This window comes from Stenotrophomonas sp. KH_036_B (genome assembly GCF_057839485.1).
Genome location: NZ_CM174491.1, coordinates 3,076,234 through 3,089,756, shown reverse-complemented (window position 1 = coordinate 3,089,756; position 13,523 = coordinate 3,076,234). Strand labels below are relative to the sequence as shown.

The 13,523-nt window shown below is 65.0% G+C and carries 14 protein-coding genes; 12 read left to right on the top strand and 2 right to left on the bottom strand.

Annotated elements, in window-relative coordinates:
- Positions 1-38: 38 nt before the first annotated feature.
- From AC3ITN_RS13845 to AC3ITN_RS13790, 12 genes are all read left to right on the top strand, one after another.
- Positions 39-1,316, top strand: a complete 1,278-nt coding sequence (locus AC3ITN_RS13845; RefSeq protein ID WP_489390877.1) for an IpaC/SipC family type III secretion system effector — start codon at positions 39-41, stop codon at positions 1,314-1,316.
- 11 nt (positions 1,317-1,327) lie between these two features.
- On the top strand, positions 1,328-2,395 hold the full coding sequence (locus AC3ITN_RS13840; protein WP_489390876.1) for an IpaD/SipD/SspD family type III secretion system needle tip protein: 1,068 nt from the start codon (positions 1,328-1,330) through the stop codon (positions 2,393-2,395).
- A 175-nt stretch (positions 2,396-2,570) separates the two neighbouring features.
- Positions 2,571-5,267, top strand: a complete 2,697-nt coding sequence (locus AC3ITN_RS13835) for a hypothetical protein (RefSeq protein WP_489390875.1) — start codon at positions 2,571-2,573, stop codon at positions 5,265-5,267.
- Positions 5,264-5,512 carry an acyl carrier protein gene (locus AC3ITN_RS13830; RefSeq protein WP_489390874.1) on the top strand — a complete coding sequence of 83 codons (249 nt, stop codon included), beginning with the start codon at positions 5,264-5,266 and terminating at the stop codon, positions 5,510-5,512. The genes AC3ITN_RS13835 and AC3ITN_RS13830 overlap by 4 nt, the downstream gene beginning before the upstream one ends.
- The gene (locus tag AC3ITN_RS13825) at positions 5,509-6,120 is read left to right on the top strand and encodes a lytic transglycosylase domain-containing protein (protein ID WP_489390873.1); all 612 of its coding nucleotides are present in this window, start codon (positions 5,509-5,511) and stop codon (positions 6,118-6,120) included. Before AC3ITN_RS13830 ends, AC3ITN_RS13825 begins: the two co-directional genes overlap by 4 nt.
- A gap of 176 nt (positions 6,121-6,296) precedes the next feature.
- Positions 6,297-7,481 (top strand): PrgH/EprH family type III secretion apparatus protein, encoded by a 1,185-nt coding sequence (locus AC3ITN_RS13820; RefSeq protein WP_489390872.1) that lies wholly within the window; start codon positions 6,297-6,299, stop codon positions 7,479-7,481.
- Positions 7,482-7,508: 27 nt separating this feature from the next.
- Positions 7,509-7,802: an EscF/YscF/HrpA family type III secretion system needle major subunit gene (locus AC3ITN_RS13815; protein WP_489390871.1), complete on the top strand. Its 294-nt coding sequence runs from the start codon at positions 7,509-7,511 to the stop codon at positions 7,800-7,802.
- 77 nt (positions 7,803-7,879) lie between these two features.
- Positions 7,880-8,167: a type III secretion system inner rod subunit SctI gene (gene sctI / locus AC3ITN_RS13810; RefSeq protein WP_489390870.1), complete on the top strand. Its 288-nt coding sequence runs from the start codon at positions 7,880-7,882 to the stop codon at positions 8,165-8,167.
- A complete protein-coding gene (sctJ, locus tag AC3ITN_RS13805) occupies positions 8,164-8,997 on the top strand; it encodes a type III secretion system inner membrane ring lipoprotein SctJ (protein WP_489390869.1) in 834 nt (277 codons plus the stop codon). Before sctI ends, sctJ begins: the two co-directional genes overlap by 4 nt.
- The gene (locus AC3ITN_RS13800) at positions 8,987-9,535 is read left to right on the top strand and encodes a hypothetical protein (RefSeq protein WP_489390868.1); all 549 of its coding nucleotides are present in this window, start codon (positions 8,987-8,989) and stop codon (positions 9,533-9,535) included. The genes sctJ and AC3ITN_RS13800 overlap by 11 nt, the downstream gene beginning before the upstream one ends.
- A complete protein-coding gene (locus tag AC3ITN_RS13795) occupies positions 9,516-10,205 on the top strand; it encodes a hypothetical protein (RefSeq protein ID WP_489390867.1) in 690 nt (229 codons plus the stop codon). The genes AC3ITN_RS13800 and AC3ITN_RS13795 overlap by 20 nt, the downstream gene beginning before the upstream one ends.
- The gene (locus AC3ITN_RS13790) at positions 10,202-10,492 is read left to right on the top strand and encodes a hypothetical protein (RefSeq protein WP_489390866.1); all 291 of its coding nucleotides are present in this window, start codon (positions 10,202-10,204) and stop codon (positions 10,490-10,492) included. Before AC3ITN_RS13795 ends, AC3ITN_RS13790 begins: the two co-directional genes overlap by 4 nt.
- A 52-nt stretch (positions 10,493-10,544) precedes the next feature.
- Here AC3ITN_RS13790 and AC3ITN_RS13785 read toward each other — a convergent pair whose 3' ends face one another.
- Positions 10,545-12,449 carry a DUF885 domain-containing protein gene (locus AC3ITN_RS13785; RefSeq protein ID WP_313343249.1) on the bottom strand — a complete coding sequence of 635 codons (1,905 nt, stop codon included), beginning with the start codon at positions 12,447-12,449 and terminating at the stop codon, positions 10,545-10,547.
- Positions 12,450-12,606: 157 nt separating this feature from the next.
- Positions 12,607-13,284, bottom strand: coding sequence for a DUF502 domain-containing protein (locus tag AC3ITN_RS13780; protein WP_068853557.1), 678 nt, complete (start codon positions 13,282-13,284; stop codon positions 12,607-12,609).
- Positions 13,285-13,523 lie beyond the last annotated feature (239 nt).

The window sequence follows — 13,523 nt, the reverse complement described above, 5'->3', positions numbered from 1 at the left end:
CGCGCGTATCCCCTTTTTTTCTATTTCAGGACTCTATCGTGACTGACATTTCCGTAATGCTGCGGCCGACAACCCCGTCCCTCGTGTGGCCCGCAGCGGCATCGCCCACGCCTGCGAAGCAGGCGGACCCTGCCGGGTCGGTGGACCCCTCGCTGGCCGCGATCATCGTGGCGGCCATCGGCAGCACCATGGTCAACTCGTCGGCCGCCCCCGGCCTGCTCGGGTCGGCGCCGTCGGTACAACTGCGCATGCCCGCCCTGACGCTCCAAGCGGCATCGCAGACGCTGGGCGACGCCGTAAGCTCACTGCCGGCGCTGCTGCTGTCGTTGCTTCCCGCGCGCGACCCTGTGAAGACCGAAGCCGGCGCTGCCACGCGGGCCGCCGAGGGCGTCGCTGCCCAGCAACCGACGCGCACCCAGGCCGAGGCCACGGCCAGCGTCGTTGCGGCCGTACCGGCCACCGGGGCCGACCCGGACCTCGGGGCGCGATCGGCGAATGCAGGCGTCTGGATCGAAAGCAGCCCCTTCAGCCACCTGCTGGCCATGCTGCGTCAGATTCTGCTGCAGTTTGAAAAGCTGGACCGCGACAACAGCGCGAACATGGTGACGCTGCAGCGCCAGATGACTGTCGTAGCGGGCGCCTTGGGTGTGGAAGCGGCCCGGGAACGTTTCGGCGGGGCAATGGCCGCGACCATGTTCACGGCCGCTATCGGCGGCTTCGCAATGAAGAGGATGAACGATTCGGCAAACGTGCAGACCGGCTCGATGGCCACGAACCAGCTGAAAGCCAACAAGACCAGCATTCAGGTCAGCGACGCGCGCGGCCAGGTCAAGGCGCACGCCACCCCGGCAGAAAACCTGCGGCCGGCACGAAACATTGATGGCTCGCCCGTCTCACCACGGGCCGATGGTGGCCGCGCGCGCGCCGATCTCCAGGCCGACACCGACGTTGACGTGCGTTCGATGAAGCCGAGTGCATCGGGTCAGACCAACGGGGCCACCGAGAACGATCGTCAGCGCGTAAACAGCGAGAACATGGCGAACGCCCAGAAGATCGCTGCGCAGGGCGTACTGGGCAACATGGTTGCCGCGCCGGTCGGCAACATTGGCGCAGCGACGATGGAGATCGAGTCCAAATTTACAGAGTCCGAGCAGCAGTTGATGGCGCTGGTTGCCGAAACCTTCAAGCGTGTTGCCGACGAACAGCAGGACCAGGCGGCCAAGACCCGCGACATGCGCGATGCCACCGCGCAACTGGTCGAAAGCCTCATGAGCCTGCAGGCCAGCACCAGCGGCGACATCATCAGACACTTCTAAGGAACGCCGACATGACAGACGCAATCACTACCGCTCGTCCCATTGCGACCCCGTCCGCGCCGTTCAGTCAGCAGGCCGGCGCGCAGCAGCTCCCCGCAACTGGGTTGGCTGAAGCGCTCGCAATCACCGAAACGGAAGAAGTTCGCTCCCAACTGAAGAAGATTCAAAACCTGCTGCTCAAGACCGCAGCGGACGCCGCGCGCTATCAGAACGCTGCGATCTGCTTGCTCGCTGACAGCCGCAATCCCGACCAGCAGCTTGCCGCCGACTTTGCTCGGCAGGGGTCGGAGCGGTCCACCGCCGATCTGTTGCGCAGCCTTGCATTTCTGATGCCGCAGATCCTCCCCGTCGAGGACGACGATGGCATCTCTCTGCCTGGTTTCGAACCATCGATGGAAGATCCGGCTGCAAAGGATGCCAGTGGTCTGGTCTGGGACTCGCACAGCGATTTCTATGCGCAGATCAGTGCGCTGCTTGGAGCGCTGAAGTCGGAATGGCTGAGCAAGTACCAGGAGGCGATGGAGACGTTCATCGAGTTCTACAAAGAGTTCTCCGACATCATGGAGGAGCTCAATCCTGGAGCGGTCGGCGACAAGGGCGACATCGTGATCGATTTTTCAAAAGTTCACGCCAAGCTTAAGGAACTCGAGCTGCGATACGGTCTGGACGCCAATGCGCTGGCCTCGTTCCCAAGCGAGTCCGCAGCAGAGGCATTCAAAGAATCGCTCGGTTTACCGGGGTTGACGATCTCCGGGCCGTCTGCGGATGGGCAGTTTCACGTGAAGATGGACTTGAGCGCCGTCAAGGACATTCGCAAGAGCATGTGGAATGAAACCACTCCTGGCGATGACACTACCGAGGGGGAGCCTTGGCCAGATGGCGAGAAAATGGACAGCGCCAAGTACAACGCCTGGGTGTCAGCCAAGGACAGCAACATGGAGCAGATCAAGCACGTCAGCAAGGTGCTGGGTGAGAAGCTCAACGAGATGACCCAGAAGTTCGACAACATCGTCAAGATCCTGAGCTCCACCATCGACAAGATCACCGATGCCGATATGAGCTTCGTCAATGGTCTCTAAGGGAGAGTTCCTCGCATGCATCGCATAGGTTCTGCCCAGACGGCCCCGGCCCATCCCGTTCAGCCCGTTCGCCATGTTTCGGTCCAGGTAGACAGCGCCGCCCAATCATAGACGTGCGGGCAGGCGCGCTGGCGCCGTTGCGACCGCGGCTTCATCCACAGAGAGAAATTACACCGTGACAAATGCAGTCAATCCGCCTCAGTCTCCCCGCTTCAGTCAGGTTCGGGGGTTTGATATCCACAAGGGCCTTGGGCGGGTATCTCGCCAGCTGAATGGTGTGAGCAATGCGCAGCAGCCTTCGGTGCCGAGCCGAGTTTGCATCACGCCAGGGCCGCATGAACGCAAGGCGTCCGACATCGCGTTCAGTGCTGCGTATGAGGTCCTGCGCGATAGTCCCTGTAAAGCCCGCGACGTGGAAGCAAAGAACAAGGTGCTGAGCATCCTGCAGGGCGGCCCAGACCGGTTCGGCTCTATCATCATCAATCAGTTGGTCGTCCTCGGTGCGCTGCGTTTGGGCATTGAGGAGCAAATGCGGTCCGGTGATACGACTCGGCTTGACGTTCGACTTGCCAAGGTGGATCAGGCCATTGTTGAAGTCGGCCTCCGCGCTGGCCGGGTCAAGGGAGTCGCTGACGGTTGCTGGCGCCCGGACAGTCAAAGCAAGGCGTTGCATAAGGCGCTGGATGAAGCCGAAAAGACCGTTGGGATCTGCATGGGTAAGGGTGAGGAGGCTGCCGACCTCATGTCCTGCATTGCGGGTGCCATCCTGCCCGGTCCGATGATGGACGCGCTTAAGGAGCGCTTGCCGGAGCTTGCGGCAAGGATCGACGCTGGCGACCTTGAGCTCGATCTCGCCCAGGTGCTGCACAGCGGTTTCCTCGACGGCACAGATCAGGCGATACGCCACAATCTGAGCATGGGGGATGGAGAGCACATCGCGGCCGCAATCTTCGATCTGTTGAAGTTGCCGCAGTACATGGTCCGGAGTGAGCCCGGCGCGCCTGAATCGCCAGGCAATCGGGACGACAACCGTCCGCTCTCACCGGATGAAGTGCGGAAGCTGGCGAACTCCAATGGCCCCATGCACTACGCCCCGGTGAATGTGCAGGGCGCCCCGGTGAATGTGAAGAATGACCTCGGGTTCTTGAGGGATTTGATACCCGGCCAGAACGGGCCGACAGTACCGCTTGAGCTTGTATACAACCTGCTCGACCAGGCGGAGGCGCGTCGCAAGGAGGATGTACAGAACGCCAAGAACTTGGTGCGTCTGGAAGCAAGCAACGCGCTTCTGGAGCACAAGAACCAGGAGCTTCTGAAAAGCCTTGGGAATTTCAAGGAAGAGTATGCCAAGGATCAGCAGCGACTGAATAGTTGGATCGGGATGCCGGTGCGAGAGTTTGACATTATGAGCGACGATGCCTCTTCGATTGCGAGTGATGATTCACTCGCCTCGAGCAAGAGCTTTGGAACTCGACTGAGACTCGCCAAGGACACTTGGGAGACCTCCTCCCAGTCTCCTTCGGATTACGGGTCTCTGACCTCCTCGGATCTGCTCGGTGTCCAGCAGGATGAGGGGGCAAGCGGGACGAGTCCATCGAGCAGCCGCAACGTGCGTTGGGACACGTCTCTCGAGGAGATCAGGATGATTTCCAATTCAGCGGATGAAAACGAATCGGAAGCGCATACCTCCCATCAGGCGTTGAACTCGCTGGACGAGCGCCAGGAGGGCATGGGTCATGAGGAAATCCCGCTCACTCCTGTTATCTATCCGCACGGCCCGGCTTTCGTTCCAGTGCTTGGTTCGCAGCCCCTCATGCCGGATGTTGAGTCGCCTTCCGGCGGCACGAAGCTGCTGGACGCAGCGCGGAACGTGTCGGACGCCCTTGGCAACCTGCTCAATGCGGCCAGCGGCAAGCCGGCGCAGCGAAGTGGTCGTTCGGGTGATGGGGTTGATTACTCATCGACTGGTTCGGTGAGGTCGATCATCCAGAAGTTTGAATCGCTTTCGTCTCCGCAGACGGACGCGTCGTCTGATCAGAAATCCACACGTACCAGTCGTGGTGCGTCGCCCGCCCCCACGTTAGGCCGTGATATTGGGCAGGCTGCCTGGGCTTCTTCTCTCGCGAAGGGCATCAAGGGAGTTGAGGGCGTACCGGTGGTAGAACCGCCCAAGAGCGCCGCAAGCAGCACGGCCTCCGATCAAGCTGCCTCCAGCGCCAAAGCTATGAATTCGGCTGTCGGCAAAACGGGGAAGGGCGCAATGTCCATCCCGGCTTCTGGCTCGCAGCGGGCTGCAGGCAAGGTGCCGTTCAAGCAGAATATTCTCGCCGAGTTCAACGAGTTGGTGAACTACCGTAAAGACAACAATCAATCGCTGTCACCGGTCCAGAGGCGGGATGATGAATTCAGGCCGCATTGGCAAGCGGGCGGAGGGCAGGAATTCAGCCCGCCGGTCAATCCCGTTGCACCGAGGAAGGAGACGATTCTGCTAAGGGAGAACGAACTGGAGCGGGTGAACTTCCGGCTCGCCCAGAATCGTGCGAGCGATCCCGGCCGTCCGCTCCAGGGCATATTTTCCCCGAAGTCTGATCAAAGCCGGATCGTTCGGGAATTGAGCGATGTGGACTCAATGTCAACCACATCGCATGATTCTGATGACGAGATGACCCCGTTTTTCTCTGGATGGAAGACGCATGCGTCTGATGAGGGCGTGGATTTCGATGGGCCGCCCCAGGTCAAGGCGGTCGGCGACGATGGAGAGCATTTCCAGGCTCACGGCGGGCAGGCGAAGCAGCTGTTCGATGGCGCCCGTGAGCTCGCTCAACAGGAGACCATGACCGAGTTGCTGAAGTCCTTCCGGGTTGCTTCATGAGTATCTCCCTCACCCTCCAGGACCTCCGTCGCCTGGCGGCTGCCCATCTCGGGCAGCCGCTGGAGGAGGTCGGTTCCCAGCATCGCCTGGTGGAAGACCTTGGCGTGGATTCGCTGGAAATGCACGCGTTGCTGATCCAGATCGAGGAGGCCGGCGGCGTGATTCCGTCGCCGGAGGCCTTGAGCCGGGTGATCACGCTGGCCGACCTGCATGATGCGATCATCGCGCACGCCGCCGCGCCATGATCACGCTTCGATTATGGGTGGCGCTGGCTGCTGCGGTGGCAGCGGCGCCCGCAACCGCTTCGTCTCCCGTGTTCGCCAGCCTGGACAGCCAGGGGCGTCTGCAGGTGGCCACGGCCCCCCTTGAGGGGGCCAAGGCGTTTCATCCGCACCGGCCGTTCAACGCGAAGGCACCCGCAGCGCCGGTCCCATCGCGCAGCCCGCCGTCGGCGTCCCGCGCAGCGCCCCGCTGGGCCCCGTTGATCGACCAGGTCGCGGCCGAACACGGCGTGGACGCCCGCCTGCTGCACGCCATCGTCAGCGTGGAGTCCGCCTACAACCCCAGCGCCCGCTCGCATGCGGGCGCGTTGGGCCTGATGCAGGTCATCCCTGCCACCGGCGCACGCTTCGGTGCGCGCGACCTGTTCGATCCCCTGCAGAACCTGCGGGCCGGCACCGCGTACCTGGTCTGGCTGCAGCGTCGCTTCAACGGCGATCTGGAACTGATGCTGGCGGCGTACAACGCAGGTGAGGGCGCGGTGCAGCGCCATGGCAACCGCATCCCCCCGTTTGCCGAAACGCGCCGTTATGTGGCCAAGGTGAAAGCCCTTTACCACGGTGCCGCGCACTGATCGCTGTGCGGTATGCGATGTCTGCATCATGACGGATGTCGCACTGCAAACAGTTGTAGTGCGCGGACTTTGAAACTTTCTTCATGTTTGGTGTGCTGGGCAGCTGTCAGTCTGCGCGTCGCCGCTGAAACACCGCACGCCTTGCTGAATCGATGAACGCGCACCACGGAACCCCGATGCTCTCCCCTCATAAGTTGAAACTGCTTTCCGGCCAGCTTGATGGCGTGGAGTTCACCCTGTCGCCCGGCGACAACGTGTTCCACGTCGGCCCGGCCCGTTCGCTCGGCGAGGGTCAGCTGGGCACCACGCTGGCCAACGCCGACAACGTCTTCTACATTCCCGGCGACCTCGCGCCCGGCTCGTTCCGCGTGCGTGTGCAGGATGCGCTGGTCAGCCTGGACGTGCGCGTCGGCGACGCCGGCGAATGGGCGGCGCAGCCGCTGCCGCTCAATGAAGTGATCCATGTGGCCGGGCTGGCATTGGCCGTGCGCGAGGGCGATGCCGCCTGGTCGGCGGCCGTGCTGGACCACCGCCTGCCGGTGCTGGTGGAGGCGGAGGCAACGCCCGCCCTGGCGCTGCGCCACGCGCGCGGTGCCGGTGTGGCGCGCTGGGGCGCGCTGGCGGTGGTGATGGTGGCGGTGGCGGTGGCCGCCGGCGGCTGGTGGGCATACGACCGCCAGCGCCCGGCCAGCCAGGTCCGCACGCTGGAAGCCGCACTGGCGCATTCGCCGTACGACTACAGCGTGGTGCACGACGACAAGGGCCACCTGTATGCCTTCGCCGACAGTGCCGAGGCGCTGGCCTGGGGCCAGCGTGCCAGCCAGCGGGCAGGGCGTGTGCTGGACCATTACCTCAATCGCCAACAGGAAGCTGACCGCATTGGCGCGGTGCTGGACAGTGCCTCGGTGCCCTACGCGGTGATCCGCCTGCGCACGCCGCAGCGCCCGGAAGTGATCATCACGGCACTGGGCGCCGACGATGCCGAGCGCCGCCGCCACGTGCAGGCGCTGCTGGCACCGCAGATGCCCTATGCCGCCAGTATGGACGTGCGGTCCATGGGTGACGCGCAGCTGGTGGCCCTTGCCCGCAGCGAACTGCGCGCACGTGGCATTTCCACCCGTGCCGGCCTGCAGGCGGGCCGGGCCAGCGTGGCCAATGACATTTTTCTGGATGACGCCTCCCTGCATGCCATGGCGCGCTACCGCGACGACTTCGTGCAGCAGTGGGGCGAGCGCCGTGTGCGCATCAGCATCCGGCTATGGGACGACCTGCTCAAGGGGCGTTCCTATCAGTATTCCCACGATCAACTGCTCTCTGTGGGTGAGGGTCGTTGGGATTTTTCCACGGCAGGCAGCCGTTGATTCCTTGATCAAGACTGGAGCAATGCAATGACTGAAACACTTAGGCCAACACCCACCAATCCCAATTGGGACGACATCGTCAATCCCGGTGGCGAGGACTGGCTCAGCGATCACTCGAAGCAGTTCAATGACGGTGTGATCGATCTGAAGAAGAAATTGGCGAAGGCCTTTGATGATGTCAAGGGCGACCCGACCAACCCGACAGCGCTGGCCGAGTACCAGACCAAGCTCTCGGCCTACACGACCTACCGCTCACTGCAGTCCAACTCGGCCAAGAGCCTGGCCGACATGCAGAAGCAGACCGCCCGCAACCTGGGCTGATCGATCCCCGTTGCCGACGGCACGTCCGTCGGCGCGGGGCTTACCCCATGCGGGACCGCCCGCAGGAGATGCCCCCCGTGCAAATTACCCAGATCGCTACCGCGATAGATCCGGTCGGCGCCGCCGACGGTGCCGCCGTGCCGCTGTCCGACCGCATGACCCAGGCCTTGGCCAACGGGTACGTCAGCTCGGGCGAACAGCTGGCGCAGATCCAGGCAGCCAGCAACGATCCGTATACCGCTGCCAATCCGGCCGCGCTGTACGAACTGCAGACCGCAATGGCCGACTACATGAAGCGGATGATCGTGGCGGCCGGCCTGGCCAACCATGCCACCAAGACCGTCGAGACGCTGCTGAAGTCATGACCAGAATGACCAATGCCGGGGCGCTGCGCAGGCGCGTGGCCCGGCTGTGCGTGCTGCTTCCGCTCATGTTGCTGCTGTTGGCCGGCTGTGCGCGCAAGCCGCTGCTGGAGAACCTGGACGAGCGCCAGGCCAACGAGGTGATTGCGCTGCTGCTGCGCCACAACATCGACGCGGACAAAGTGACGGCGGGCAAGGCCGGCTACCTGGTGCAGGTGGCGCCGCCGGACCTGCCCGAGGCGATCGACCTGATCCAGCGCAACGACCTGCCGTCCGCACCGCGCAGCCAGGTGTCCGGTGCGTTTCCCGCCGACGCGCTGGTCAGCACCCCGCTGGGCGAGCGCGCGCGCCTGATCTCGGCAGTGGAGCAGCGCCTGGAAGAATCGCTGCAGCTGCTGGATGGGGTGCAGTCCACCCGCGTCCACCTCAACTACGACGCCAACCTGGGCACCGAGGGCCGGCGTGCCGAACGCCGCCGCATGCATGTGGCGGCGGTGATCGCCCATGCGCCGGGCGTGGACGAGGAGGTGCTGCTGCAGTCGGTGAAGCGCTTCCTGCGTAATACCTTCGATGGCATCGAATACGACAATGTCTCGGTCATCCTCACCCAGGTGGAAGGACCGCGCACGCTCGCCGTGACCCCGGGTGCCGAACGCGGTCCGCCGCTGGCCTGGGTGTTGTTGGGCGGGGCGGTGCTGCTGCTGGTGCTGTTCGGGGCCTGGGTGGTGGCGCGCCTGGTGCCCGCAGTGGGCAACGGCGTTCGCAGCGCGTGGCGGCGGGTAGCCAGCAGGCGCGGTGCCGGCACGGTCGGGAGCCGTTGGCGTGGTGCGTGACGCGCTGACCATCGCCTACGCGCCCGCCCGTTACTACCGGCCGTGGCAGGCGGTGTATGCCACCGCCTCGGGCGATCAGCGGCGCTGGTTGAACAGCACCCTGATCCGGCAGCGGCGGTTGCCGCTGCCGGCGTCGCTGGCGCTGCCGTCCGATCCCCTGCCGCGCCGCCTCATCGGCCTGTGGGACCAACTGCCACAGCTGGCCGTATTGATGGCGGCCGCCCGCCTGCGGGGCTGGCTGGCCACCCAGCGCGCCAGCGTGGCGCTGCCGCCACAGGTGCAGGCGTTCATGCGGGCGGGCTACGCCCGCGACGAAGCCACGGTGGTGCCCGCCTGCGCACTGCACGACGCGCCCGGCACGCTGCTGCAGTGGGGCGCGGCCGAACTGCGGCCGATGGCCCCGATGCTGCCGGCGTGGTTGTCGGCGCGCCTGTGCCTGCCCTTTGCCGGTGCGGAGGACGAACGCCCGCCCGTGCGCGAGCGTGCCGATATGGATCTCTTCTGGAGTGCGGTGACGTATGTTGAAAAGCTATCCTGAGCAGGCCCTCGCATTCGCGCAGGGCGGCGTGATCGCACCCAGCGCATTGGGCCGGGCGGCCCGTGCCGACCAGCTGGAAACGGTCGCCCGTCGACGCGCGGCAGGGATGCTGGATGACGTTCCGGCGCAGGTGGCACAGGCCACCGCGCATGCCCGCCTGGACGGGTTCCGGCAGGGCTACGCCGAGGCCTTCGGCGTGGCGGTGCCGGCGCTGGCCGCAGCACTGGCCGATGTGCAGGCGCTGCGCCAAGCCGTGCTGGGCCAGATCCGCACGGTGATCACGGCCAGCCTGGACGCCGAAGGCATCGACGCGGCACTGGTCGTGCGCCGCTGCGAACAGGCGTTGGGCGTGCCCGACACCGAGTTGGTGCTGTATGTACCGGACGACACGCCTGGACTGGGCAGTGCGGTGCTGGACCAGTTGGCCCGGCAGTCGCCGGCCACGACCGTCCGGATCCTGACCACGCGCGCTTCCCTGCCGTTGCTGAAAGTCGGCCCGCTGCTGTTCGAACTGGATCCGGCCGGCGCGTTGACCGCTGCGGTTGAATCCGGTGTGGACGCCGACGCACTGGACGCGGCCGCGCGCCACCGCGCCCAAGCGTACCTGGCGGCGGTTGATTCCCGCCTCAAAACCCTGCCGTTCCCGGCTGACCCGACTGGAGTTGAATGATGATGCTGGAAAGACTGGGCGCTGCCATGCCCCACGCTGCCGCCGATGGCATTGCAGCCTCGAAAAGCCTGCTGCAGCGGGTTGAGCAGGCGGTGGATGACAACGTGATTCTGCCTATTGATGAAAACGTGATCCTTCCCGTCGATGAAAACGTGATTCTTCCCGTTCCGCTGGACCCTAAAGACGTGATTGCGGCGATGGTGGAGAAATGGGTGGTGAATGACTTCATCGCGCTCATGCTGATGGGCGACGAAGAAAAACTTGGCACCCAGCCCGACACCGATTGATCCCGCCGTGTTGACGTGACCTGCGGGCCGCTGGGCGGCCCGCACCGTGGTGTCAGGGGGTGGCCGCCGGCGCGGCCATCCAGCGATTGATCTTCGCTTCCAGGATATCCAGCGGCATCGATCCATCGCGCAGCACTTCCGCATGGAAGCGCCGCGGGTCGAAGCCTGCGCCCTGGGCCGACTTCGCCTTGTCGCGCAGTTCCAGCATCTTCAGTTCGCCCAGCCCATTGGACAGGGTCTGCCCGGGCAGCGCCATGAAGCGCTCCACTTCGGCGGTGGCATCGTCGGCCGGCATGTCGGCGGTCTTGACCAGGTAGTCCACCGCCTGCTTCTTGCTCCAGCCCTGCGCATGCACGCCGGTGTCGGCGACCATGCGGGCACTGCGGGTCAGCGCGCCCTGCAGGTAGGCGATCTTGGCGTACGGGTCCTGATAGACGCCCAGCGCATCACCCAGCGATTCGGCGTACAGCCCCCAGCCTTCGACAAAAGCGACGTCGCCCCCGAGGCGGCGGAAGCGCGGCAGCTTGTCCAGGTCCTGCTGCAGGCCCAGCTGCACATGGTGGCCGGGAATGCCTTCATGCAGGTACTGGGCCGGGGCCGACCATGTGCGGCGGCTGGGCAGGGCATTGGTGTTCACGTACAGCACCGCCGCGCGCATGCCATCGGGCAGCGGCGGCTGGTAGCTCACCGCCGCCGCGCTGGCGGCGCGATCGGCTTCCACCGGGCGCACCTCCAGCGGGGCCTTGGGCAGGGTGTCCAGCAGCGCCGGCAGGCGCGCACCGACCTGCTGCTGCAGCTGCTTGTAGCGCATCACCAGCGCATCGGGCGTGGCGTACTGGAAGTTCTTGTCGGTGCGCATGCTGCGCATCAGCTTCTGCTGCGATCCGCGGATGCGGTTTTCTTTCATCACCGCCGCAATCTGCTCCTGCAGGCTGGCCACGCGTTGTTCGCCCAGCGCATGGATCTGCTGCGGGGTGAGCGTGCTGGCGGTGCTCTGCACGATGTTCTGGGTGTACCACGCCAACCCGTTGGGCAGGGCGGCCAGGCCATCGCTGCTGCGTGTGGCCGGCAGGTATTCGGTGGCGATGAAGCCGCGCAACGCACGGTAGGCCGGCATCAACCGGTATTCGATCATGCGCTTGTACTCGGCGGTGATGCGCGCCTTGTCAGCCTCGGAGAAGTCGTCGGGCATGTTGCGCACCGGTGCCCAGAAGATGCTCTCTTCGGCGGTGGGCTTGATCACCGCGTCCAACTGCGGCAGCACCTTTTCCATCAGGTCGCGCGGCTGCACCACGCCGGCGCTCATGCCCTGGCGCATGTTGGCGATGGCCTGGTCGAACAACGGCGGAATGCCCAGCGAGCGCTTGGACCAGGTGTCGTAGTCCTGCACGGTGTTGAACGGCTGCGCGCCGGAGCCGGAGCCCAGGATCGCCATGATGCTGCCCAGGTTGTAGTACTGGCTTACCGGCAGCATCCAGCCGGGGAATTTTTCGGCCGCCAGCGACATGCGCGCATCGCGCACGAAGATCTGGTAGCTCAGCAGGTCCTGGCCGGTGAGGCCGTCGGGGCCGATCTTTTCGACCTTGCCCAGCCACTGCTCGGTGAAGTCGTGCGACTGCTGGCGGTAGGCCGGCGAAAGAATGTTGGGGAGCTGGTCGTTATGTCGCGCGTCGCCTTGGAACGTGGCCTGCAGCGGGTTGAGCCGCATCGAGGCATCCCAGTATTCATCGTAGATGCGTTCCAGCTGGGCGGCCTTGGTCTGCTGACGCACCAGCGGCTGACGGGCGGGCGCGGCGGCGGGCCGGGCGCGTGGCTTGGCTTTTGGCTTGGCGGCACTGCGCGTCTGCGCGGCGGCCGGCCGGTTGGCCTTCTTCTTGGCAGCTTCGGCCGGCGCGGCGGCGCTGAAGATCAGCAGAGAGGCGATGGCAAGCGCCAGGGCACGGGCGGGATGGGGCATCGAGCACTTCCGTAAATCCTATACAGACGAGGAAGCTTGCCTGAATCGACCGGGCACGGCCAGCGCCCGTCCCGGGTCAGGTTCATGCACTGTAGCGACACGCCATGCGTGTCCCAGACGGTCTAAAACGGCCCAGGACAACGCACCCGCCCCCTATTCAGCGCTCCCCAGCCCGGGTAAACGGCACCGTTTCGGGCGCCACTGCACCGCCGGAGATGATGAAGCTCATGGCCTGGTCCACCGTCCAGTCGGTCGGCGTCAGCAGTTCCACCGGCACGATTTCCAGATAGCCGGAGGTCGGGTTCGGGGTGGTGGGCACATACACCGCCGCCAGCTCGCGGCCGGTGCCCTGTTCGCGGATCACCCGCGTCACCAGCCCCACCGCTTTCATGTCCCGGTGCGGAAAATCGATCAGGACCACGCGCTGGGTGGTGCCCGGCTCGGTCTGCAGCATGTCCAGCAGTTTCTTGGCGCTTTCATAGATGATGCTGGCCAGCGGGATGCGCTTGATCACCGCACCGAACCAGCGCAGCAGGCGCTGGCCGATCACGCGCCGGCTCAGTACGCCCACGCTGAGGATCACCAGCAGCGTGGCCAGCAGACCGAACACGTTCTGCATCCACTCCACCTTGACCCAACCCAGGTAGTGCGGGAACGAGGCGGCGATCTGTGCCGACAGCGGCACCACCACCGGGCTGCTGATGCCCGACAGCAGCACGAACACGAACTTGATGACCACCCAGGTCAGCCAGATCGGCAGCAGGGTGAGCAGGCCGGTCAGGAACAGGCGCTGCAGGGAGGGGCGCGGAACGAGGTGGGGGGCTTCAGGCGACATCGGCGCATTGTAGCGGGGCGCCGGCCCGGTTTACGCAGCCCGGCATCTCAGGAGGTGGCCTGTCGGGGGAATGCTGTGTTGACGGTAGTGAACTAGGCAGCCATGGCACTGGCGGGCTTGGCGTTGCTGGCGCTGCCCCGCGTAGCGACACGCCATGCGTGTCCCACGTGGTGCCAAGGCATTCGGAACGACACGCCATGCGTGTCCCACGTGTGCCCGGGCATTCGGAACGACACGCA